The sequence below is a fragment of the Leisingera sp. SA32 genome, from assembly GCF_056033425.1.
The window spans coordinates 214,857-237,824 of sequence record NZ_JBVYHB010000001.1 but is presented as its reverse complement, the minus strand read 5'-3'; the positions used below and the strand labels follow the sequence as shown (position 1 = coordinate 237,824).

The 22,968-nt window shown below is 61.4% G+C and carries 22 protein-coding genes; 11 read left to right on the top strand and 11 right to left on the bottom strand.

What is annotated here, in order from left to right; all coding sequences use genetic code 11:
* The first annotated feature begins 166 nt into the window (after positions 1-166).
* Complete coding sequence (locus AC0IPL_RS01195; protein ID WP_474271387.1) at positions 167-490, top strand: Hpt domain-containing protein; 324 nt, start codon at positions 167-169, stop codon at positions 488-490.
* Positions 491-506: 16 nt separating this feature from the next.
* Here AC0IPL_RS01195 and ilvA read toward each other — a convergent pair whose 3' ends face one another.
* A complete protein-coding gene (gene ilvA, locus AC0IPL_RS01190) occupies positions 507-1,733 on the bottom strand; it encodes a threonine ammonia-lyase IlvA (RefSeq protein ID WP_474271384.1) in 1,227 nt (408 codons plus the stop codon).
* A gap of 86 nt (positions 1,734-1,819) precedes the next feature.
* Positions 1,820-2,731 carry a hypothetical protein gene (locus AC0IPL_RS01185; protein ID WP_474271382.1) on the bottom strand — a complete coding sequence of 304 codons (912 nt, stop codon included), beginning with the start codon at positions 2,729-2,731 and terminating at the stop codon, positions 1,820-1,822.
* Here AC0IPL_RS01185 and AC0IPL_RS01180 point away from each other — a divergent pair.
* The 4 genes from AC0IPL_RS01180 (at position 2,730) to msrA (ending at position 5,667) form a co-directional block, all read left to right on the top strand.
* Positions 2,730-3,956 carry an argininosuccinate synthase gene (locus AC0IPL_RS01180; RefSeq protein WP_474271380.1) on the top strand — a complete coding sequence of 409 codons (1,227 nt, stop codon included), beginning with the start codon at positions 2,730-2,732 and terminating at the stop codon, positions 3,954-3,956. The genes AC0IPL_RS01185 and AC0IPL_RS01180 overlap by 2 nt on opposite strands.
* Positions 3,953-4,417, top strand: a complete 465-nt coding sequence (locus AC0IPL_RS01175) for a DUF1810 domain-containing protein (protein WP_474271378.1) — start codon at positions 3,953-3,955, stop codon at positions 4,415-4,417. Before AC0IPL_RS01180 ends, AC0IPL_RS01175 begins: the two co-directional genes overlap by 4 nt.
* Before the next feature lie 84 nt (positions 4,418-4,501).
* Complete coding sequence (locus AC0IPL_RS01170; RefSeq protein ID WP_474271377.1) at positions 4,502-4,780, top strand: SCP2 sterol-binding domain-containing protein; 279 nt, start codon at positions 4,502-4,504, stop codon at positions 4,778-4,780.
* A gap of 221 nt (positions 4,781-5,001) precedes the next feature.
* Complete coding sequence (msrA, locus tag AC0IPL_RS01165; RefSeq protein ID WP_474271375.1) at positions 5,002-5,667, top strand: peptide-methionine (S)-S-oxide reductase MsrA; 666 nt, start codon at positions 5,002-5,004, stop codon at positions 5,665-5,667.
* Positions 5,668-5,752: 85 nt separating this feature from the next.
* On the opposite strand, the gene AC0IPL_RS01160 is transcribed toward msrA, so the two are convergent.
* Together AC0IPL_RS01160 and AC0IPL_RS01155 are read right to left on the bottom strand one after the other, a co-directional pair.
* Positions 5,753-6,625, bottom strand: a complete 873-nt coding sequence (locus AC0IPL_RS01160; protein WP_474271373.1) for a ribokinase — start codon at positions 6,623-6,625, stop codon at positions 5,753-5,755.
* Positions 6,626-6,631: 6 nt separating this feature from the next.
* Positions 6,632-8,887 carry an NADP-dependent malic enzyme gene (locus tag AC0IPL_RS01155; protein ID WP_474271371.1) on the bottom strand — a complete coding sequence of 752 codons (2,256 nt, stop codon included), beginning with the start codon at positions 8,885-8,887 and terminating at the stop codon, positions 6,632-6,634.
* A gap of 302 nt (positions 8,888-9,189) precedes the next feature.
* Between AC0IPL_RS01155 and AC0IPL_RS01150 the strand changes: the two genes are divergently transcribed.
* Positions 9,190-10,023: a flagellin gene (locus AC0IPL_RS01150; protein WP_474271369.1), complete on the top strand. Its 834-nt coding sequence runs from the start codon at positions 9,190-9,192 to the stop codon at positions 10,021-10,023.
* Positions 10,024-10,125: 102 nt separating this feature from the next.
* Positions 10,126-12,756: a DNA mismatch repair protein MutS gene (mutS, locus tag AC0IPL_RS01145; protein ID WP_474271367.1), complete on the top strand. Its 2,631-nt coding sequence runs from the start codon at positions 10,126-10,128 to the stop codon at positions 12,754-12,756.
* Between the two features lie 99 nt (positions 12,757-12,855).
* Here the strand turns inward: mutS and AC0IPL_RS01140 are convergent, their stop codons facing one another.
* Both AC0IPL_RS01140 and hrcA read right to left on the bottom strand, forming a co-directional pair.
* A complete protein-coding gene (locus AC0IPL_RS01140; RefSeq protein WP_474271365.1) occupies positions 12,856-13,419 on the bottom strand; it encodes a nucleotide exchange factor GrpE in 564 nt (187 codons plus the stop codon).
* 9 nt (positions 13,420-13,428) lie between these two features.
* A complete protein-coding gene (hrcA, locus tag AC0IPL_RS01135) occupies positions 13,429-14,493 on the bottom strand; it encodes a heat-inducible transcriptional repressor HrcA (protein ID WP_474271363.1) in 1,065 nt (354 codons plus the stop codon).
* 144 nt (positions 14,494-14,637) lie between these two features.
* Between hrcA and rph the strand changes: the two genes are divergently transcribed.
* Genes rph through AC0IPL_RS01115 form a run of 4 tightly spaced genes read left to right on the top strand, consistent with a single transcriptional unit; the run spans position 14,638 to position 17,467 of the window.
* Positions 14,638-15,351 (top strand): ribonuclease PH, encoded by a 714-nt coding sequence (gene rph / locus AC0IPL_RS01130; protein WP_474271361.1) that lies wholly within the window; start codon positions 14,638-14,640, stop codon positions 15,349-15,351.
* Complete coding sequence (gene rdgB, locus AC0IPL_RS01125) at positions 15,348-15,962, top strand: RdgB/HAM1 family non-canonical purine NTP pyrophosphatase (protein WP_474271359.1); 615 nt, start codon at positions 15,348-15,350, stop codon at positions 15,960-15,962. Before rph ends, rdgB begins: the two co-directional genes overlap by 4 nt.
* On the top strand, positions 15,955-17,109 hold the full coding sequence (hemW, locus tag AC0IPL_RS01120) for a radical SAM family heme chaperone HemW (protein WP_474271948.1): 1,155 nt from the start codon (positions 15,955-15,957) through the stop codon (positions 17,107-17,109). Before rdgB ends, hemW begins: the two co-directional genes overlap by 8 nt.
* A 4-nt stretch (positions 17,110-17,113) precedes the next feature.
* Complete coding sequence (locus tag AC0IPL_RS01115; RefSeq protein ID WP_474271946.1) at positions 17,114-17,467, top strand: YbaN family protein; 354 nt, start codon at positions 17,114-17,116, stop codon at positions 17,465-17,467.
* On the opposite strand, the gene AC0IPL_RS01110 is transcribed toward AC0IPL_RS01115, so the two are convergent.
* The 5 genes from AC0IPL_RS01110 to mnmE are packed head-to-tail and all read right to left on the bottom strand — an operon-like array spanning position 17,457 to position 22,966.
* On the bottom strand, positions 17,457-18,350 hold the full coding sequence (locus tag AC0IPL_RS01110) for a ParB/RepB/Spo0J family partition protein (protein WP_474271357.1): 894 nt from the start codon (positions 18,348-18,350) through the stop codon (positions 17,457-17,459). The two genes, AC0IPL_RS01115 and AC0IPL_RS01110, sit on opposite strands and share 11 nt — an antisense overlap.
* Positions 18,351-18,375: 25 nt before the next feature.
* Positions 18,376-19,185 carry a ParA family protein gene (locus tag AC0IPL_RS01105; protein WP_474271356.1) on the bottom strand — a complete coding sequence of 270 codons (810 nt, stop codon included), beginning with the start codon at positions 19,183-19,185 and terminating at the stop codon, positions 18,376-18,378.
* Complete coding sequence (gene rsmG / locus AC0IPL_RS01100; protein ID WP_474271354.1) at positions 19,178-19,795, bottom strand: 16S rRNA (guanine(527)-N(7))-methyltransferase RsmG; 618 nt, start codon at positions 19,793-19,795, stop codon at positions 19,178-19,180. Before rsmG ends, AC0IPL_RS01105 begins: the two co-directional genes overlap by 8 nt.
* The gene (gene mnmG, locus AC0IPL_RS01095; RefSeq protein ID WP_474271352.1) at positions 19,792-21,666 is read right to left on the bottom strand and encodes a tRNA uridine-5-carboxymethylaminomethyl(34) synthesis enzyme MnmG; all 1,875 of its coding nucleotides are present in this window, start codon (positions 21,664-21,666) and stop codon (positions 19,792-19,794) included. Before mnmG ends, rsmG begins: the two co-directional genes overlap by 4 nt.
* Before the next feature lie 13 nt (positions 21,667-21,679).
* Positions 21,680-22,966, bottom strand: a complete 1,287-nt coding sequence (gene mnmE, locus AC0IPL_RS01090) for a tRNA uridine-5-carboxymethylaminomethyl(34) synthesis GTPase MnmE (protein WP_474271350.1) — start codon at positions 22,964-22,966, stop codon at positions 21,680-21,682.
* Positions 22,967-22,968: the final 2 nt, after the last annotated feature.

Below are 22,968 nucleotides of genomic sequence, written 5' to 3'. Positions count from 1 at the left end.
GAAGGCACCTCACAATGGAAAAATCAGATGATCTTGTGATACTATCGGGGCAGAACTTTAACAGGCAGTGAAGTTTAAAACTTGAATAGAGCCCTTTCTTTCACCATCTTTTTACGGCAATCAACTTAATAAATCACACGTCGCAACAGACTTTGGGAACAAGCACATGATTGACTGGCCACGTGTGAGCGAGCTGCGCGAGGAGGTAGGCGCCGAGGATTTCGACGAAGTCGTTGAAATCTTTTTGGAAGAAGTCGAGGGCGTCATCACCAAGCTGGAGGCTGGCGATCGCGCGGAGTTGGAGCAGCAGCTGCATTTCCTGAAAGGCAGCGCCTTGAATCTCGGGTTTCAGGATTTCTCCGCCCTGTGCCTCGACGGTGAACGCAAGGCCGCGGAAGGCGCGGCGGACAGCGTCGATGTCGCTGCCATCCTTGCCAGCTACCAGGCCTCAAAATCCAGCTTCCTGAGCGGGATGACCGAAAAGTTCTGACCCTTCGGGTCGCCCGTCAGATAACGAATTGCGCCAGGGTTTCATCCTGCGTGATGTCGGTGAATGTCATCCCGGCCGCATCCAGACGCGCAAACAGCTGCTCAAAGTTTTCCGGCCGCTTGGTTTCGATACCGATCAGCACAGAGCCGAAGTTGCGCGCAGATTTCTTCATGTACTCAAACCGGGCGATGTCGTCCTCTGGGCCCAGTATGCCCAGAAACTCCTTCAGCGCACCGGGCCTCTGCGGCAGCCGCAAAAGGAAGTATTTCTTCACCCCGGAATAGCGCTGCGCGCGTTCTTTCACCTCAGGCAGGCGTTCGAAATCGAAATTGCCACCGGAGGTGACGCATACCACGGTTTTGCCGCGGATCCAGGAGCGCACATCCTGCAAAGCCTCCACCGACAGCGCGCCGGCCGGCTCCAGCACGATGCCTTCGACATTCAGCATCTCAATGATGGTGGCGCAGATCCGATCCTCGGCCACGCTCAGCACATCCGGCAGCGGCACGTCTTTCAGGATATCGAAGGGCTGTTGTCCAATCCGCCCCACCGCGGCACCGTCGACAAACGTATCGACATGGTCCAGCGGTACCGGCTTGCCTGCACTCAGCGCCGCGCGCAGGCAGGCACCGCCGTCAGGCTCCACGAACAGGCTGTGGACCGCGTCGCCAAACCAGGAGAACACCCCAGCCGACATGCCACCGCCGCCCACTGGCAGGATCACGTGATCGGGCACCGCGCCCAGCTGCGCCTCGATCTCCACCGCGATCGAGGCCTGGCCTTCGATAACGTCAGCATCGTCAAAGGGTGACAGGAAGTGACCGCCCTCCTTGGCGCACCACTCCTGCGCCGCCGCCAGGCAAATGTCAAAGTAGTCGCCAACCAGATGGATCTCGATATTGTCGCCACCAAACATCCGGGTCTTCTGGATCTTCTGCTGCGGTGTGGTCACCGGCATGAAGATCACCCCGCGCTTGTCCAGGTGGCGGCACATAAAGGCCACGCCCTGCGCATGGTTGCCGGCCGAGGCACAGACGAACAGCTCCTGATCCGGCTGCTTGCGCATCGCATTCAGCGCGCCGCGGATCTTGTAGGAGCGCACCGGGCTCAGGTCTTCGCGCTTGAGGTAAATGTCGGCGCCGAAACGCTCCGACAGGTGCACGTTACGTTGAAGCGGCGTGGGCGGGAACACATCGCGCATCGCCGCCTCGGCCTCTCTGGCCTGGGTCTTGAAATCGCTCATGAGCCATTCAGTGGCGCAAGCCCGCCCCCAAGGCAAGGGGCGGGGGTGAAAGCATACATAAGAATACCGGCTGGTGCCCCCGCCGATCAGATCGGGCGCCCCTCCACGTAGTGGCCATAGAAGGTGGTGACGACGCTGACGTTGACCAGCGTTGCAACCAGTGTTGCAAAGATCAGGAACACGATGCCAAGCGGCGCAAACACCGCCATCGACAGATCAACAAGCAACTGCAGCAGCACGTTGAACACCGCAATCAGAACCACCAGCACCACGATTGTGCCGGTGGTGCCCCGCGTCTTGTCCCAGGCATCGCGCAGCTTCAGCGGTTGGTTAATAGCGGCGGCCGGCAGGATGGGCGTCAGCCGGTACATTGTGACAAGCGTGAAGAGAAAAAATATGACCACGACAGCCACGACCAGCACCGCCCCACCGTTGCCTGCGATTCCAGCGACCAGCGCCGAGATGACCCCGGCCGGGATCATAACCGCGCACGCAACAAGAACGAGTAGCAGGAATTGCCCGAAATAGGCCAGCATACGGTCCCCGCGAAACGCTGGCAGCAGGCCTCTGGGGTATTCCTCCAGCAGCACAAAACGGTGCCAGGACACGAACACCCAGATCTGCACCGCAAAAATAATTAGAAACACTACCAGCAGCGTCAGGCCAAAGCCGCCTGCCGCCAACACCTGCGACACCGCCTGCTGATCGGTCATCAGCGTCAGCGGCAGACCGGCGCTTGCCAGCAACGCAAAGACGGTGGCCAGCCCGATCAGCACCGGCCCGGCAGCGATCCTGACCGCGTAGTTCAAATTCCGCATTACCATGCGGACAGAATGCACAAAAATTGTCCAGCCTTTCATTACGGCCGTCTCCAAATGATTAAATTCTATCGTCCGCACCCTAGACACAGTGCACGGCGCAGAAAACCCCGGACAACCTTGCTCTTTCAGCCAAAACCCGCTACGCCCCAGACGTTCTGACCTGAGAGGGAATTCCATGTCCGCGCCCAAGAAAGTTGTGCTCGCCTATTCCGGCGGCCTCGACACCTCGATCATCCTGAAATGGCTGCAAACCGAATACGGCTGCGAAGTTGTCACCTTCACCGCCGACCTCGGCCAGGGTGAAGAGCTGGAGCCCGCCCGCAAGAAAGCGGAAATGCTGGGCATCAAGCCGGAAAACATCTTCATCGAGGATGTGCGCGAGGAATTTGTCCGCGACTTCGTCTTCCCGATGTTCCGCGCCAACGCGGTCTATGAGGGTCTCTATCTGCTGGGCACCTCGATTGCGCGCCCGCTGATCTCCAAACGCCTGGTTGAAATCGCCGAGGCGACCGGCGCCGACGCGGTCGCCCATGGCGCCACCGGCAAGGGCAACGACCAGGTCCGTTTCGAGCTCGCGGCCTATGCGCTGAACCCCGACATCAAGGTAATCGCGCCTTGGCGCGAATGGGACCTGACCTCGCGCACCAAGCTCTTGGAGTTCGCCGAAGAGCACCAGATCCCGGTTGCCAAGGACAAGCGCGGCGAGGCGCCCTTCTCGGTTGACGCCAACCTGCTGCACACCTCCTCCGAGGGCAAGGTTCTGGAAGACCCGGCGCAGGAAGCGCCCGATTACGTCTACCAGCGCACCGTCCACCCCGAGGACGCGCCCGACACGCCCGAATACATCGAGATCGGCTTTGAGAAGGGCGATGCGGTCAGCATCAACGGCGAAGCGATGTCGCCGGCGACCATCCTGACCGAGCTGAACGAATACGGCCGCAAGCACGGCATCGGCCGTCTGGATCTGGTCGAGGGCCGCTTTGTCGGCATGAAGTCCCGCGGCATCTATGAAACGCCCGGCGGCACCATCCTGCTGGAAGCGCACCGTGGCATTGAATCCATCACCATGGACCGCGGCGCGATGCACCTGAAGGACCAGCTGATGCCGCAATACGCAGAGCTGATCTACAACGGCTTCTGGTACAGCCCGGAGCGCGAGATGCTGCAAGCGGCGATTGACGCCAGCCAGACCCATGTGTCCGGCACCGTGCGGGTGAAACTGTACAAAGGCTCCGCCAATACTGTTGGCCGCTGGTCGGAGAACTCGCTCTACTCCGAGGCACATGTGACCTTTGAAGAAGACGCTGGCGCCTACGATCAAAAGGACGCCGCCGGCTTCATCCAGCTGAACGCGCTGCGCCTGAAACTGCTGGCCGCCCGCGCGCGCCGGATCAAGAAGTGAGCAGATACGACGACATAGACGGCGACTTCGAAGACGATTTCGCGGAAGAGCTGGAGATGTTTGTCGAGGCTCAGGACACTGTCTGGGCAGATGTCCTGAGCGAGCTTGCCGCCGGCAAGAAGACGAGCCACTGGATGTGGTTCGTCTTTCCGCAGCTGGCAGAACTGGGTAAATCCCACATGGCGCAGCTCTATGGGATTGAGGATCTGGCTGAGGCCAAAGCCTATCTCGACCACGAGATCCTGCGCGCCCGCCTGTGCGAGGTCTGCCAACTGATGCTGTCCCACGCCGGCACCGATCCGGCCGCCATTCTCGGCCCGGTGGATGCCAAGAAACTGCGCTCCTCCATGACCTTGTTCGCCGCCGTGCCCGGTGCACCCACCGAATGCCGCGAGGTTCTGGACAGGTTTTACGGCGGCGTTCCCTGCCCGCTGACCCGGACGGCGCTTGCCGATACGTAACCCCGCGTCTTTCCCGCTGGGTCAATGTTGCGCCCCGCGTCCGGTCTGCTCTACCTTTTGTGCAGGTATAGAAGGGTCAAGACATTGGAAGACATCGCAGCCGGCATCCGCCAAAACCTCGCAGACCGACCGTTTGACGGCTCGCTGAAATTCGACTGCGGCGCGGACGGCGTCATCATTCTGGCCGACGGCACCGCCAGCACCGTGGACCGCGACACCGACTGCACCCTGCGGCTCAGCCCAGAAAACCTGTCCAAACTGCTGGCCGGCAAGCTGAACCCGGCCACTGCGGTGATGATGGGCAAGATCAAACTCTCTGGCGACATGGGCGTGGCACTGAAGCTCAGCAAGCTGATCGGCTGAGCCAAGGCCCTCATCTTTCCGGAAAATACTCTGGGCTGAATTGCCCCTGCGGGGCCAGAGAGGCAACGCCCCTGCACCGCCGCGACCGCCCTTAGCAACAGTGCGGGTCTGCACGGCGCGTTCAGTAACTTGCCATCACCAATCGGTGACCCCACCCGACCAAGGCTTGAGCGCGGTGCCGTCGGCGGGCAGGCTTGCCACAACCCACGTCGGAGGCAATGATGCAGCTTGTGAACCAGATGAAATCCTTGGCCCTCATGGGTCTTCTTGTGCTGGGCGGTCTGGCAAAGGCCCATCCGCTACAGGCGCAGGACACCCGGACGCTCACCGTCGCCGGCGGCTGCTTCTGGTGCGTCGAAAGTGATTTTGAATCAGTGCCCGGCGTTATCGAGGCGATTTCGGGCTACACCGGCGGCAGTACCAAGAACCCGACCTACAAATCGGTGACCCGCGGCGGCACAGGGCATTACGAAGCGGTACAGATCACTTTTGACCCGTCAAAAATCTCGCGCAGGCAGCTGCTTCGGATGTTCTTCCGCTCCATTGACCCCACTGATCCCGGCGGCCAGTTCTGTGATCGCGGCGACAGCTACCGGACGGCGGTTTTTGTCTCTGACAAGGCGGAAGAGGCTCTGACGCTGGAGGTAAAGGCACAGGCGCAGGCTGAGCTGGGCCAGGAGATCGTGACCCCTGTCCTGGAGAGCAGCCGGTTTTACCATGCCGAGGACTATTATCAGGATTATTATAAGGGCGACAGCCTGGTCCTGACCCGATTTGGCCCCAAACGCCAGGCCGCAGCCTATAAACGCTACCGCCAGGCCTGCGGGCGCGATCAACGGGTGCGGCAGCTGTGGGGCGATGCGGCGCCATTTGCCCGCAAGCAGTGAAGGGCCATCGCGCCGGGGGGCTCTGCCCCCTTGGCCTGCGGCCAATTCCCCCGGAGTAGTTTCAGTCAGAAAGAAACCGGGATTGTCAGAACCGGGCGGCCGTCACCTCCTGAAGGGTCGGGATCACATCCGCGGTGCCATGGCGTGTGACCATCAGCGCCGCGGCCCGCGCGGCCTGGGCCATCGCCTCTGATATCGTCAGACCACGGTCCAGACCTGACAGCACGTAGCCGGTGAAGGTGTCGCCGGCCCCGGTTGTGTCGACAGCGGTGACCGGAAGCGCCGGGACATCCGACACCGCGCCGCTGGCCCCGTCGATATGGCGCGCGCCCTTGGCGCCCAGAGTGATGATCACATCACGAACCCCCAGATCTGCCGGTGACTTGCCACTGGCCTGTTGCAACTGGTCCGCCTCGATCTCATTCAGGATCAGGAAGTCCAGATGGGGCAGCACCGCCTGCACCGCCGTGGCATCAAAAGGCGCCGCGGCATAGCAGACCCGCAACCCCTTCGCCTTGGCGAGCTGCGCTGCCTCGGCTTGCATATTGGTCTCATTCTGCATCACCAGAATGTCGCCGGAACGGGCCTCGTCAAGCGCCCGGTCCAGCTGGTCGGCTGAGATTTCCCGGTTGGCGCCGGGGAAGAGAATGATCAGGTTTTCACCATCCCGGTCCACCGCAATGATGGCATGTCCCGTCGGCATGTCGAGCCGGGCAACATGGCGAACATCCACATCATAGGCCGCCAGACGCTCCACCGCCCAGAGGCCATCCGCCCCGACCGCGCCGATATGCATCACATCGCTGCCGGCGCGGGTGGCGGCCACGGACATATTGGCGCCCTTGCCCCCCAGGAACCGCTGCATCCCGCCGGCGGCCAGGGTCTCCCCCGCCGTCGGCAGATGCGGCATGGCATAAACCATGTCCGCGTTGATGGATCCGAGGTTCCAGATCGCCATGTCAGATCACCCGATGTTGCAGGCGGCCAGCACCGCCATGTTCAGGATGTCATTTGCGGTCGAGGTCGTCGAGCAAATCTGCACAGGCTTGTCGATGCCAGACAGGATCGGGCCAACCACCGTGGCGCCACCCATTTCCTGCATCAGCTTGACCGAAATCGACGCCGAATGACGGGCCGGAACGATCAGGATGTTGGCGGGACCCGTCAGCCGCTGGAACGGGTATGCCTCCTGCGCGGCAGCGTTCAGGGCGACATCCACGGTCATCTCGCCCTCGTATTCGAAATCGACCCCGCGGTCGTCCAACACGGCCGGCGCGCGATGCATCTTCTCAGCCCGCTCCGAGACAGGGTAGCCAAAGGTCGAGAAGCTGACGAAAGCGACCCGAGGCTCAAGCCCCATGTGTCGGGCCACGACCGCGGCCCGTTCAGAGATATTGGCAAGGTCGTTCTCGTCCGGCCATTCATGCACCAGCGTGTCGCCGATCAGCACGATGCGCCCCTTGTGCAGGAGGGCTGTGACACCCGCCGCACCGTGGGCTGCATCTGCATCAAAGACATGATTGATCCGATCCAGCACATGCGCCGATTTCCGGGTAGCCCCGGTGACCAAGCCGTCGCCGTGGCCATGCGCCAGCATCAGCGCCGAGAACACGTGCCGGTCGCGGCCAACCAAGCGGTGGATGTCCTTGCGGTCGTGGCCACGGCGGTTCAGGCGGTTGTAAAGGAAGTCCTTGTAGGTTTCGAAATGCTGGGTGTTGGCGGCGTTCACCACTTCCAGCTCGCGGACGGCATCGCCGAGGCCCGCCTCTTCGAGTTTTTCCTTCACATCATCGGGTCGGCCCACAACCAACGCCTTGCCGAACCCGGCGCGTTGGTACATAACCGCGGCCCGCAGCACCCGCGGGTCGTCGCCTTCGGCAAAGATCATCCGGGATTGGGCAGCGCGGGCGCGGGCGTTGAGGCCGCGCAGAACCGATTGCGTCGGGTCCATGCGACCGCGCAGCCCGTGTTCATAGGCGTCCATATCCACGATCGGACGGCGCGCCGCACCGGTGTCCATGCCCGCCCGGGCCACGGCCGGCGGGATGCGGTGGATCAGGCGCGGATCAAACGGCGTTGGGATGATGTAGTCGCGACCAAAGGACAGCGACTTGCCATAGGCGAGCGCCACCTCGTCCGGCACATCCTCGCGCGCCAGAGCGGCCAGCGCATGGGCGCAGGCGATTTTCATCTCATCGTTGATGGCGCGGGCGTGGATGTCCAGCGCGCCGCGGAACAGATACGGAAAGCCCAGAACGTTGTTGACCTGGTTCGGATAGTCCGACCGGCCGGTGGCGACGATGGCATCGACACGCACCTCATGCGCCTCCTCCGGGGTGATTTCGGGATCCGGGTTGGCCATGGCAAAGATGACCGGGTTGTCGGCCATGGATTTGACCATTTCCTGAGTCACAGCCCCTTTGACAGACACGCCCAGGAACACATCCGCCCCGCGCATCGCCTCTTCCAGCGTGCGCAGTTCGGTGGTGACCGCATGCGCCGATTTCCACTGGTTCATGCCCTCGGTGCGACCCTGATAGATCACCCCCTTGGTGTCGCAGACGATGCAGTTCTCGTGCCGCGCGCCCATGGATTTCAGCAGCTCGATACAGGCGATACCCGCGGCACCGGCGCCGTTCAGGACGATGCGCACGTCCTCGATCTTCTTGCCCGACAGATGCAGCGCGTTGATCAGGCCGGCCGCGCAGATCACCGCGGTGCCGTGCTGGTCGTCGTGGAACACAGGAATGTCCATTTCTTCCTTGAGCTTTTGCTCAATGATGAAACATTCCGGCGCCTTGATATCCTCAAGGTTGATGCCACCGAAGGTCGGGCCCATCAGCTTGACCGCTTCGATGAACTTGTCCGGGTCTTCGGTGTCCAGTTCGATATCGATGGAATTCACGTCGGCAAAGCGTTTGAACAGGACCGACTTACCCTCCATCACAGGTTTGGAGCCAAGCGCGCCCAGGTTGCCCAGACCCAGCACCGCGGTGCCGTTGGAAATCACCGCGACCAGATTGCCCTTGTTGGTGTAATCATAGGCCGTTTCAGGGTTTTGCGCGATTGCCTCGCAGGGGACGGCAACACCGGGGCTGTAGGCCAGCGACAGGTCGCGCTGGGTGGTCATCGGAACGGTTGCGTTGATCTCCCACTTGCCGGGAGACGGTTCCAGGTGAAACGCCAGTGCTTCTGCGTCGGTGATCTTTGTTTTGGGCATTTGGTCCTAGTCCTCTCCACATCAGTCCCGTCTTATCCCAGCCGCGGGCACCTCTCAATCCGGGGTTTCAAGAATCTGTATCTTCCGAAAATAGATAAAAACCGCTAAATCCCCATGACGTCTGCCGCATTTTCGCCACATTTCGGGCCTGCCTCGGCTGCATTTATTTATCAATCATTAACCTGCACCTGACCGTCAGGTGGCGCTGCGGCACGCAATTTAGGTGCCTGTCATGCATCCGTCAGAAAGGCGGCTGTTCGCCCGCCCTTCGGGCATGGTTTCAACTATGGGAACAACGCGGAATGATAAGTTTCAACAATAATTCCGGCGCGCTTGTGGCTTTGCAGACATTGGGCGGCACCAACAGCCAGCTCGAGGCTGTCCAAGACAGCGTTTCCACCGGCCAGACAGTGAATACGGCACAGGACAACGCCGCCCTCTGGGCAATTTCGGAACTGATGAACTCGGATATTTCCGGGCTGCGGTCGGTCTCGGACTCGCTGTCACTGGGCGAAGCCACGGTTGCCGTTGCCTCCGCTGGCGCGGAACAGATCACCGACACGCTGTCGGATATGCGCACGCTTGCGATACAGGCCAGCAGCGGGATGGGCGATTTCAGCAAGTATGAAGCCGCCATGGCGAAGAAAGTTGAACAGATCAGCTCCGTCATATCCGCCTCGGAGTACGGGGGCGTGAACCTGCTCAAGACAGATGTTGATGGCGCGGGCGGCACCGGGCTGACCGTGGCATCCAATCTTTCCAACAGCCTCGGCCTCTCTACGATCACCGTTTCGGGCGTGGATTTTGAAGGCAGCCCGAAATTCGATCTCGGTAATCGCACCACGATCACGGACAGTGCCAGCGCTTTGACTGCACTGGAGGAAATCGAAGGGTTCCTGTCCTATGCCATCAACAGTTCCGCAGCGCTGGGATCCGGCGCCGGCCAACTCGCCGAACAGGGCACCGTTGTCAGCCGGATGTCGGATTCGATTACCCGTGGCGTCAGTTCAATGATCGAGACCAACATCGAGGAAACCGCAACCAAGATGCTGGCGCTTCAGGCCCAGCAGCAGCTCAGCAGTGTCGCGCTGTCGATCGCCAACACCATGCCGGACACTCTGCGCAACCTCTACTGACAGCAATCCACCGCCGGCCTTACGCCGCCGCCGGGACATCCGGGTTTTCCTCGGCCCGCCCCCATTGTAGAAGTCTGGCAATGACAGACCGGGGGACCTTTCATGACCGTAACGCCCATGATGGCGCAATATCTCGAGATCAAGGCAGCGCATGCGGATGCGTTGCTTTTTTATCGGATGGGCGACTTCTACGAGATGTTCTTTGACGATGCCGTCAACGCCGCAGAGGCGCTGGACATCGCCCTGACCAAGCGCGGCAAGCACAACGGCGAGGACATTCCGATGTGCGGCGTGCCTGTGCATGCTGCCGAAGGCTACCTGCTGACGCTGATCCGCAAGGGGTTTCGCGTGGCCGTGGGCGAACAGCTCGAAAGCCCAGCCGAAGCCAAGAAACGCGGTTCCAAATCAGTGGTCAAACGCGATGTGGTGCGGCTGGTCACCCCCGGCACCCTGACCGAGGACTCCCTGCTGGAGGCGCGGCGGCACAACTTTCTGGTCTCCTATGCCGAACTGCGGGACGAGGCGGCACTGGCCTGGGCCGACATCTCCACCGGTGCGTTCCACGTGATGCCGATTGCGCGCGTGCGTCTGTCGCCGGAACTGGCCCGTCTGGCCCCGTCCGAGCTGATCGTCGCCGATGGCCCCGCCTATGAGGCCACCCGCCCGCTGGCCGATGAATACAAGATCCCGCTCACCCCGCTGGGCAAGGCCAGCTTTGACAGCACCGCCGCCGAGAAACGCATTTGCACCCTGTTTAACGTCAACGCGCTGGACGGGTTTGGCACCTTCACCCGCGCCGAAGTGTCAGCGATGGGGGCGCTGATCGACTATCTGGAGATCACCCAGAAGGGCAAACTGCCGCTGCTGCAACCGCCCCAACAGGAGGCACAGGACCGGGTCGTGCAGATTGACGCCGCCACGCGGCGCAATCTGGAGCTGACACGCTCGCTGTCCGGCGGCCGCGCAGGCTCGCTGCTGGCGGTGGTGGACCGCACCGTGACCCCCGGCGGCGCGCGGCTGCTGGAACAGCGCCTGTCCAGCCCCTCGCGCAGCCAGGACGTCATCCTGAACCGGCTCGCCGCGCTCGACTTTGTCGTGGATCAGGCACCTCTCAGCCAGGAGCTGCGCGACGCCCTGCGCAAGACCCCCGACCTTGACCGCGCCCTGTCACGCCTGGCGTTGGAGCGCGGTGGCCCGCGCGATCTCGCCGCCATCCGCAATGCCCTGTCGCAGGCGGAAATCATCACCGGTCTCTGTGGCGGTCTGGATCTGCCCCAGCTGATGCGCGATGCCATCGGCGATCTACAGGGGTTTGACGAACTCCTCTCCCTGCTCGATGCCGCGCTGATCGCATATCCCCCGCTGATGTCGCGCGATGGTGGCTTTATCGCCGCGGGCTATGACGCGGAACTGGACGAGGCCCGCACCCTGCGCGACGAGGGGCGCGGTGTTATCGCGGCGATGCAGCAGAGATATGCCGAACAGACCGGCGTTGCCTCACTGAAGATCAAGCACAACAACGTGCTCGGCTATTTCATCGAAACCACCGCAACCCACGCGGACAAGATGATGTCGCCGCCGTTGAACGAGACGTTCATCCACCGCCAGACCACCGCCAACCAGGTACGCTTCACCACGGTCGAGCTGAGCGAGATCGAAACCCGCATCCTGAACGCGGGCAACCTGGCGCTGGAGATCGAAAAGCGGCTCTACAAAAGGCTGACGGACTCTATTCTGGATTGCGCGGCCAGGCTGAACACCGCCGCGCGCGGCCTGGCAGAGCTGGACCTGCTGACCGCTCTTGCCGATCTGGCCCGTGGCGAGGGCTGGACCCGCCCCAAGGTCGACAACAGCCGCACGTTCCACGTGGAAGGCGGGCGTCACCCTGTGGTGGAACAGGCACTGCGTCAGCAGGGCGGAGAGACATTTGTCGCCAATGACTGCGACCTCAGCGCCAGCGATGGCGCCGCGGTCTGGCTGCTGACAGGTCCCAACATGGCCGGTAAATCGACCTTCCTGCGGCAGAACGCGCTGATTGCGCTCTTGGCACAGATGGGCAGCTACGTGCCCGCCGAACGCGCCCATATCGGCATCGTCAGCCAGCTGTTCAGCCGCGTTGGCGCGTCCGACGATCTGGCCCGCGGCCGCTCCACCTTCATGGTGGAAATGGTCGAAACCGCCGCCATCCTGAACCAGGCCGACGACCGCGCGCTGGTGATCCTCGACGAAATCGGCCGCGGCACCGCCACCTATGACGGCCTGTCGATCGCCTGGGCGACGCTGGAGCACCTGCATGAGGTGAACCGCTCTCGTGCGCTGTTTGCCACCCATTACCATGAGCTGACCCAGCTGGCCGCCAAGCTGGAGGGTGTCGACAACGCCACCGTGGCGGTCAAGGAATGGGAGGGCGAGGTGATCTTCCTGCACGAGGTGCGCAAGGGCGCCGCCGACCGCTCCTATGGCGTTCAGGTCGCGCAGCTTGCGGGGCTTCCCCCATCCGTGGTTGCCCGCGCGCGCGATGTGCTGGACATGCTGGAGCAGGGCAGCCGCGAAGGCGGTGGCAAGGTCCAGATCGACGATCTGCCGCTGTTTGCCGCCGCCCCGCCGCCCCAGCCCAAGCCCGCCGCAGGTCCCTCGCCGGCGCAGGCGCTGCTCGACAGCATCCACCCAGACGAGCTCTCCCCGCGCGAGGCGCTGGACATGCTCTACAAACTGAAAGAAGCGGCCGAATAAACCAAAAGCGGCCCCATCGGGACCGCTTTTCATCTTTCCCAAAATACTTCCGCCGGAGCCACAGGCCCACCTGGGCCTGCTTCCAGCGGTAGGGCTGCCTCAGCTGGCCGGCGTCGAGGACACCCCGACCTGCGCCGCACGGAGCAGCCGGTCGTGCAGCATGAAGCCTTCGGCGGAAACCTGGATGATCTCGCCTGCCTTGGTGCCCGGAACCGGAGCCTCGAACATTGCCTCATGCACCTGCGGATCGAACTTGTCACCCACCTCGGGTGAGACGATGCGCACGCCATGTTTTTCAAACACACCCAGCAACGAGCGCATGGTCAGCTCAACGCCCTCGATCAACGCTGCAGAAACCTCGCGCTGCTCTTCGGTGGCGGATTCGATGGCGCGTTTCATGTTGTCATAGACCGGCAGCATGTCGCGGGCCAGTTTCGAGCCGCCGTAATTTTCGGCCTCGCGGCGCGCCTTGTCGCCACGCTTGCGGGCGTTCTCGGCATCTGCCAGCGCCCGCATGAACCGGTCCTTCAGCTCATCCCGTTCCGCCCGCAGCGCGTCGATTTCCAGCGAGGCGTCATCAAACTCCTCGGTCTGCGCCGCCATCTCCTCCGCCTCGGCGGCGGCGATGTCATCCAGAAAGTCTTCGTCCTTGAGCTCTGCCATGTTTCACCTCTAACTCCGGTCCGACAACAGTTTGCCGACCAGTTGTGCCGTATAGTCTACAATCGGCACAATCCGTCCGTAATTCAGGCGCGTCGGGCCAATGACCCCCACCGCACCGATGATCTTTCGATCCGCGTTCATATAGGGAGACACCACCAAAGAGGAACCCGAAAGTGAGAAAAGTTTGTTCTCCGAGCCGATAAAAATACGCACGCCCTCGCCGTCTTCGGTCAGTTCCAGAAATTCGGCAATGTCCCGCTTACGCTCCAGGTCGTCGAACAGGGTGCGGATGCGTTCCAGCTCCTCTGCGGCGCCGGTTTCAGCCAGTAGATTCGCCCGGCCGCGCACGATCAGCCTTGCCTGATCGCTACCGTCGTCCTCCCAGGCCGCCAGTCCGCTTTCGATCATTTGATGCGCCAGGCTGTCGATCTCCTGTCGGCGCGCCGAAATCTCCTTCTGGATCTGACGCTGCACATCGCTCAGCGTGCGCCCCTCAATCAGCGCGTTGAGGAAATTCGCAGCCTCCCGCATCGAACTGGGGGTCTGCCCCGGTGGCGGCTTGAACAGGCGATTTTCCACGTGACCGTCGGAAAACACCAGCACCACCAGCGCCCGGTCATGGGCAAGCGATACAAACTCAATATGGCGAATCTCGGCCTCATGCTTGGGCGTCAGCACCAGGGACGCCCCCTGCGTCACCCCCGACAGCGCCGCGCCGACCCGGTCCAGCATGCTGCCCACATCACCGCCATTGCGGCCCAACGTGGCGTCGATTTTCTCGCGGTCGTCGACCTTCAGATCCTCGACTTCCAGCAGCCCGTCGACGAACATCCGAAGCCCCAGCTGCGTCGGCACGCGGCCGGCGCTGACATGCGGACTGTCCAGCAGCCCCATGAATTCAAGATCCTGCATCACGTTGCGAATGGTCGCGGCACTGACCTTTTCGCTCAACGAGCGGGTCAGCGTCCGGCTGCCCACCGGGTCGCCGCTCTCCAGGTAATTCTCGACCACCGTCCGGAACACTTCACGGGACCGGTCGTTCAGATCCTCCAGTATGTTGTTCACGTCGTTCATCGGTTTTCCTGCTCCACATCCGGTCTCAACATAGGAACCCGGCACCGGAATGTCATTAAAGAGCAGCAGCGCAAAAGGTCAATCGGGCTTGCATCGCCGCAGGTCCGGGGGCTATCCCCGGCTCAACAAAACAAAGGATGTGACATGCGACCCTCTGGACGAGAACTGAATGAGATGCGCGCCGTCTCGATCGAGACCGGCTTTACCAAACACGCCGAAGGCTCCTGCCTGATCAAGGTTGGCGACACCCACGTCCTGTGCACAGCCACCATCGAGGACCGTGTGCCGCCGTTCATCAAAGGCACCGGGCTCGGCTGGGTTACCGCAGAATACGGCATGCTGCCGCGCGCCACCAACACCCGGATGCGCCGCGAGGCGGCCGCGGGCAAGCAGGGCGGCCGCACCGTTGAGATCCAGCGCCTGATCGGCCGCGCCCTGCGCGCCGGTGTGGACCGGGTCGCCCTCGGCGAGCGCCAGATCACAGTCGACTGCGACGTGCTTCAGGCCGATGGCGGCACCCGCTGTGCCTCGATCACCGGCGGCTGGGTCGCACTGCGTCTGGCGGTGAACAAGCTGATGAAGGCGGGTGACGTCAAAATCGACCCGCTGCTGGATCCTGTCTCTGCTGTTTCTTGCGGTATCTATGCAGGCCAGCCGGTGCTGGACCTCGATTACCCCGAAGATTCCGAGGCTGGCGTTGACGGCAACTTCATCATGACCGGCTCCGGCCAGCTGATCGAAGTGCAGATGTCCGCCGAAGGCTCGCTGTTCTCGCGCGACCAGATGAACGAGCTGATGGACCTTGCGGCCAAGGGCACCTCCGAACTGGCCGAAATGCAAAAGGCCGCCTGCGCATGACCCGCAAACTGGAAGGCGGCAAGCTGCTTGTCGCCACCCACAACAAGGGCAAGCTGGCCGAGATCACCGAGATCCTGACACCGCACGGTGTCAGCGTCATCGGTGCCGCCGAGATGGAGCTGCCCGAGCCCGAGGAAACCGAGGATACGTTTGTCGGCAACGCCAGGATCAAGGCGCATGCGGCGGCTCGGGCCACCGGCCTCCCTGCCCTATCCGATGACTCCGGCATCACCATCGACGCGCTGAACGGCGCCCCCGGTGTTTACACCGCCGATTGGGCCGAAACGCCGAATGGCCGCGATTTCGCGTTGGCCATGACCCGGGCCAATGACGCGCTGAACGCGGCTGGCGCCAATGCGCCGCGCACAGCCCAGTTCCGCTGCACCCTCGTCGTCGCCTGGCCCGACGGCCACGACGAGGTCTTCGAAGGGGTGATGCCCGGACAGCTGGTCTGGCCGATCCGCGGCGCGCATGGCTTTGGCTACGATCCAATGTTCCAACCCGACGGCTACGACATCACCTGTGGCGAGATGGATCCGGCCGAAAAGCACAAGATCAGCCACCGTGGCCAGGCCTTGGCCCAGTTCGTTCGGGGTTGTTTCGGTGGATGACTGGCGCAATGGGGGCTTTGGCCTGTACGTCCACTGGCCGTTCTGCCAGGCCAAATGTCCCTATTGTGATTTCAACAGTCACGTCACCTCTAAAATAGACCAGAAAGTCTGGCTTAGAGCCTATCTTGTGGAACTTGATAGAGTCTCAGAGCAGCTGTCGGGCCGAGTTCTAAACTCCATTTTCTTTGGCGGCGGCACACCGTCTCTGATGCAGCCGGAAACCGTTGCCGCCGTGATCCAGCGCGCACGTGAAATCTGGCCCTTTGCCAATGACATAGAGATCTCACTTGAAGCAAATCCCGGCTCTGTCGAAGCCGGACGCTTTGCCGGCTACCGTGACGCCGGGGTGAACAGGGTCTCCATGGGCATTCAGGCTCTGAACGATGAGGATCTGCGGCGTTTGGGGCGACTACATACCGTCGTAGAGGCCCGTGCGGCCTTTGACATTGCCCGAAAGTGTTTTGATCGGGTCAGCTTTGACCTGATCTATGCGCGCCAGGGGCAGACCCTTGCTGCGTGGCAGACCGAACTCACCGACGCGCTGTCCATGGCGATCGACCACCTCTCGCTTTATCAGCTGACGATCGAGGAAGGCACCGCCTTTGGCGACCGCTACGCACGCGGCAAACTCCGCAACCTGCCCCCTGATGACACAGCAGCCGACATGTACCAAGCCACGCAGGAAATCTGCGCCCGACATGGCATGCATGGCTACGAGATCTCCAACCATGCCAAACCCGGTGCCGAATCTCGTCACAACCAGATCTACTGGCGCTATGGCGATTATGTCGGTATCGGCCCCGGCGCACATGGCAGACTTACCTTGAATGGTAGACGCTTCGCCACTGAGACCCACCTCGCCCCCGGCGCCTGGCTCAAGGCGGTAGACGCCGGTAATGGTGAATCCCTGCGCGAAACCCTGACAGCCGAAGATGCAGCGGCGGAATACCTGATGATGGGGATGCGCCTTTCAGAAGGTCTGGATATGGTGCGCTATGCCCAGCTTTCCGGCCAAGAGATGTCACAGGCGAAACTGCGCGACCTTGCAGATCTGGGCATGGTGACTATCTCTGGTGACAGGCTGCGTGCCACCGATCAGGGCCGCGCTGTTTTGAATGCGGTTCTCCGCGAGCTATTGGTGGATTAAGCCTATGCGCTTCATATATGCCGGCCTTGGACTGCTCAGCGTGGCCTTGGCCGTCATTGGCGTCGTTCTGCCACTGTTGCCGACGGTTCCGTTTCTGCTGCTCGCGGCCTTCTGCTTTGCCAACTCTTCTGAACGCCTGCATGGCTGGCTGCTGGCGCACACGCTGTTCGGTCCAATGATCACTGACTGGCAGGACCACGGCGCGATCCGCCCAGCCGCAAAAAAGGCGGCAACCGTGTCGATTGCCGCCGTCTTCCTGATCTCTGTCCTGCTTGCCGCGCCATCCCACGTGTTGGGCATTCAGGCCGTGGTTTTGCTCGCCGTTCTGACCTTTATCTGGTCACGCCCTAACGGCTGAGCAGATTGCACAGCTCATCCAGCTGATCCAGAGTCTCGTAGCTGATCGTCACCGACCCCGCTTCGCCACCGGGCTTGTGATCGATCGAGACTTTCATTTTCAGAACCGCTGACAGATCGCCCTCTAGGGCCCGAGTGTCCGCGTCCTTTTCTTCGGTCTTTCTTGGCTTACGAGGCTTCGCGGCTGTATCTCCCGTCGCCGCCTTTTTGACGAGAGCTTCGGTCGCCCGCACCGACAGACCGCCTTTGACAATCTTTGCAGCCAGCTCCGATGCGTTATCCGAGGTAATCAGCGCCCGCGCGTGACCGGCCGACAGTTTGCGCTCCTGAACCAGTGTCTGTACATCCTCCGGAAGGTGCAAAAGCCGTACCAAGTTGGCGATATGGCTGCGGCTCTTTCCCAAGGCTTCGGCCATCTTCTCCTGAGTATGGCCGAACTTGTCCATAAGCTGCTTATAGCTCTGCGCCTCTTCCATCGCGTTAAGGTCAGACCGCTGGATGTTTTCGATGATGGCAACTTCCATCATCTCCAAGTCTGAATAATCCCGGATCAGAACAGGTACTTCATGCAGCTTCGCGGCCTGCGACGCCCGCCACCGCCGTTCCCCCGCGACGATCTCGTACTTGCCATCCGATCGGGGACGCACGATCAAAGGCTGAAGAACCCCCTTCTCCTTGATCGACGCTGTCAGGTCATCCAAATCCTCTTGCAGAAACTGCCGACGCGGCTGATTCGGGTTGGCGATCACCTTCTCGATTGGCACCAGGATTTCAGCGTTGCGCGGGGCCTCTGCCTGGGTACTCACAGGCGCCGGGTTCACATCTGCCATCAAGGCTGACAATCCTCGACCCAGACCGCGCGGTTTTGCCTTTTTTTCTGCCATTGTTGCCTCCGGTATTTTTCTTTCATTATGCCGCTATCTTGTGGTGCTTGTTTAGGATTTCTTCTGCCAGCGCCCGGTAGGCCTTGGCCCCCAATGAGTTGGAGTCGTAGTTCAGAACCGGCAGCGCATAGGACGGCGCCTCGCTGACCCGGACGTTGCGCGGAATCTTGGTGCGAAAAACCAGATCGCCCAGATTCTCTCGCGCGTCCAGCTCAACCTGTTGCGACAGGTTGTTCCGCCGGTCGTACATCGTCAGAACGATACCTTCTATCCGCAGATCAGGGTTGGCGGATTGCCGGACTTCGCGGATTGTCAGCATCAGCTGCGTGACCCCTTCAAGCGCAAAAAACTCGCTCTGAAGCGGCACCAAAACCGAATGCGCGGCGACCATAGCATTCACTGTCAACAAGTTCAGCGAGGGCGGGCAATCGATCAGGACATAATCCCATTCGTATTCATCCATCGCCGTTTGCCGCAAGGCGTCATGCAGAAGGAAGCTCCGCTTTTCATTGGTGAAAAGCTCAATATCCGCCGAGCTAAGGTCTACAGTCGCGGGGATGATGCACAGGTCCTCGATGTCCGTCTCGCGGATTACATCCTTCAGGGCTGCGTCCTCCACCAAGAGATCATAGGTGGTCAGCTCCCGGTCCGTGGGTTCAATACCCAGCCCGGTCGAGGCGTTGCCCTGCGGATCAAGGTCGACCACAAGGACCCGCAACCCGCATTCCACCATGGCAGCAGCCAGGTTGATGGTTGTTGTGGTCTTTCCCACCCCGCCCTTCTGGTTTGCTATGGCGATGATCCGAGGCCCGTCCGGACGCGAATAATCAGACACGTACCACTCCCCTGATTTTCAGGATTACTGCTTCTTCTTCTGTCAAACTTCTAACGGGTTCGGCCTCAAACCGCCATTGCTCCCGCGCGTTATCCACTTCTTTTTTCCACCTCTCCCCCTTTGGGAACAACGAGATACCGTCAGGTTTCAGATGTCGTTCCGAAAACGCCAGTAAGGCGGACAGGTCAGCAAGGGCACGGGCGGACAACACATCCGCCTGCTGCGGCTCCGCCTTCTCGATGCGTTCTGAAAGGACCTTCACCTTGACGCCACATTCCCGCGCGGCAGTGCGTAGGAAAGCGGATTTTCTCTGATCACTCTCGATCAGCGTCACATCCGTATCCGATGATTCATCCGCGCAGAGAATTGCGATAATTAGCCCCGGAAACCCGCCCCCGCTGCCGATATCCACCCAGGTTCTGGGCGGCTCGACGCAACGAAACACCTGGATCGAATCGAATATATGCCGGGTCCACAGCTGGTCCAGGCTGGACCGCGACACCAAGTTGATTCGTGGGTTCCATTTCTGGATGACCTCCTCGAAAATCTCCAGACGGTTATATGTTTCACGTGAAACATCCAGGGTCTTCAGCAGATCGTCTTTCTTCATGCGCGCTGCCCCTTGCGCTGATCCGTTCTGCGCAGCCGCGCCAGCAGAATTGCCAAGGCTGCCGGCGTCATACCATCGATCCGCGCAGCCTGCGCCAGCGTTTCTGGCCGCACCCGCGTCAGCTTCTGTTGCAGCTCCCAGGACAGACCCTCAATTCCCTCGTAGGTAAACTCAGCAGGGATCTGATACCCTTCGTCCCGCTTCAGCGCCGAAACTTCCCGCTCCTGCCGTGCAATGTAATTTGCATAGAGCGCGTCCCGCTCCACCTGCCGTCGGATGTCCGCGGGAACATGTTCCAACTCCGGCAGGAGCGGTAAAACGTCTTCGAACGCCACATCCGGGAAGGCCAACACATCCAACCCAGTTCGTTTGTTGCCATCCTGGTTGACCCGGATGCCGGCCGCTGAAACTTGCTTGGGCGTGAATGTCTGGCCTTCCAGAATATCGCGCGCCGCCGTCAGACGCTCTTGCTTGGCCAGGAACGCCCGCTTCCGCTCCTCGCCGGCGCAGCCCAACTCAAGCGCCAACGGCGTCAGCCGCTGGTCTGCGTTGTCCGCGCGCAAGGACAGCCGGAACTCCGCTCGAGAGGTGAACATGCGATAGGGCTCGGTGACGCCATTTGTGGTCAGGTCATCAATCATCACCCCGATGTAGCTGGTGGAGCGACCAAAGATCACTGGGTCGCGATCAGAACTGCGGAGGGCGGCATTCAAGCCGGCAACCATGCCCTGGGCAGCCGCCTCTTCATAGCCTGTAGTGCCGTTGATCTGCCCCGCCAAGTACAGTCCCGGCACGTCCTTGACCGCAAGCTCAAGCGACAGCGCCCTAGGGTCGACGTAGTCATACTCAATCGCGTAACCGGGCTGCAGGATCTCTGCTGCTTCAAGTCCACGAATGGACCGGACGTAGGCTTCTTGAACATCAACCGGAAGGCTGGTGGAAATTCCGTTGGGATAGACCGTGTGGTCAGTTACCCCTTCCGGTTCCAGGAAGATCTGATGCGAGTCTTTGTCGGCGAAGCGCACGATCTTATCCTCGATCGAAGGGCAATAGCGGGGGCCGACCCCCTCAATATGGCCGCCATACATCGCTGAACGGTCGAGGTTCTGCCGGATGATGTCATGGGTTCGCGCGTTGGTGTGGGTAATCCCGCACGGAAGCTGAGCTATGTTGAGGGACGTGCTGAGGAAGGAGAAAAAGACCGGGTCTTCGTCTCCGGGCTGCGCATCCAGAATATCCCAGTTGATCGTACGCCCATCCAACCGCGGCGGGGTTCCGGTTTTCAACCGCCCCAGAGGCAGGGCAAAATCATCGAGCCGCTCTGCCAGGCGCACAGAGGGATTGTCGCCCATCCGCCCGCCCGGCCGCGCTTCGTCACCGATGTGAATGACCCCACGCAAGAACGTGCCAGACGTCAGAACCACCGATTTGGCGGGGATTTCGCTGTCATCTGCCAAGCGCACACCCGTCACCGCGTCGGCTGTCATCAGAAAGTCGACAACTTCACCTTCGACGATCTCAAGGTTGGGCTGCGCTTCGGTGAGACTTAGCATTTCTCGGCGATAGACCTGACGGTCAGATTGCGCCCGTGGCCCCTGCACGGCGGGCCCCTTGCGCCGGTTCAGCAAGCGAAATTGCAGGCCTGCCAAGTCGGCAACCCGACCCATGACACCGTCCAAGGCATCGATTTCGCGCACCAAATGGCCTTTCCCCAAGCCGCCAATGGCAGGGTTGCAGGACATGACGCCGATGCCGTCCTTGCTGAGCGTCACCAGCGCCGTGCGCACGCCCATGCGGGCTGCAGCATGGGCCGCTTCGGTGCCGGCGTGTCCGCCGCCAACAACCACAACGTCAAAACCTGAATGTTTCACGTGAAACACTCCTCTATTTACCTAGGCAGAAACTCGAGAAAATCTCATCCAGAAGATTCTCTACCCCGATACGCCCCACCAAGAGTTCCAAGGCGCGAATTGCAGAGCGCATCTCCTCGGCAGCTATATCATAGAACTCCGGGCCGCACTGCAACACTTGCTGCGCTTCGCTGAGGCTCGCAAGTGCGGTGACCATGGCATCCCGATGGCGGGCCCTCGTCGCAATGCCAGCCTGGGCCGACCGCCGCGAAAGAACCGAGGACACATGCGCGACCAGCGCATCCACCCCCTGCCCCGAACGTCCGGAAATTGCGCCTTCTGCATCGCTGCGCAAGTCCGCCTTCGGACGCAGCCGAATATCCCCGTCGCGCAGCTCAACATCAAGGACTTCTTCGTCCTCGGCCAGGAATACTCTCAGATCAGCGTTCTCCGCCCGCTGCCGTGCCAGGGCAATGCCGATGCCCTCGACGTGATCGTCCGTTTCCCGCAGGCCGGCCGTATCCAACAGGGTCACCGGCAGCCCGGCAAGATCCATGCGGACCTCGATAATATCGCGCGTGGTACCGGCATATTCCGAGGTAATCGCGGCCTTGCGGCCTGCCAGCGCATTCAAAAGCGTTGATTTTCCGACATTTGGTGCGCCGACGATTGCCACCTCAAACCCGGACCGGATTCGCTCGGCAATCTTCACCCCGGCGGTTTCGGCTTCCAGATCTTTTTGAACTTCAGCCAGAAGCGCTGTGACCTCAGGGGTTACATCTACTGGCACCTCTTCATCGGCAAAATCTATCGTGACCTCGATCAGAGACGCCGCGCGGATCAGCTTTTCGCGCCAGGTTTCCGCCAACTTGCCCAGCCCGCCGGCGAGGATGACCTGCGCCTGCTTGCGCTGCGCTTCGGTTTCCGCGTCAATCAGATCCGCCAGACCTTCGACCTGGGCCAGATCCAAGTTGCCGTTCTCCAGCGCCCGCCGGGTAAATTCCCCGGGCTCTGCCATTCGTAAACCGTCAATACCGCGCAATGCTTCCAGCACGGCGGCCACCACCGCAGTACTTCCATGCGTTTGAAATTCAACAACATTTTCGCCAGTAAAGCTGTTCGGCGCGGTAAAGCTGAGAACCAGCGCCTCGTCCAGCCGCGCACCCTCAGCAGCGCGCAGGACGCGCAAGCGCGTGCCCCGTGCCGGCAGCGGCCCACCACACAGTTGTTCGCCGGCGGTCAGGGCGTCCGGGCCGGAGACGCGGATCACCGCAACCCCGGCTTTCCCCTGGGCAGAGGCCAGCGCAAAGATCGTGTCCATGT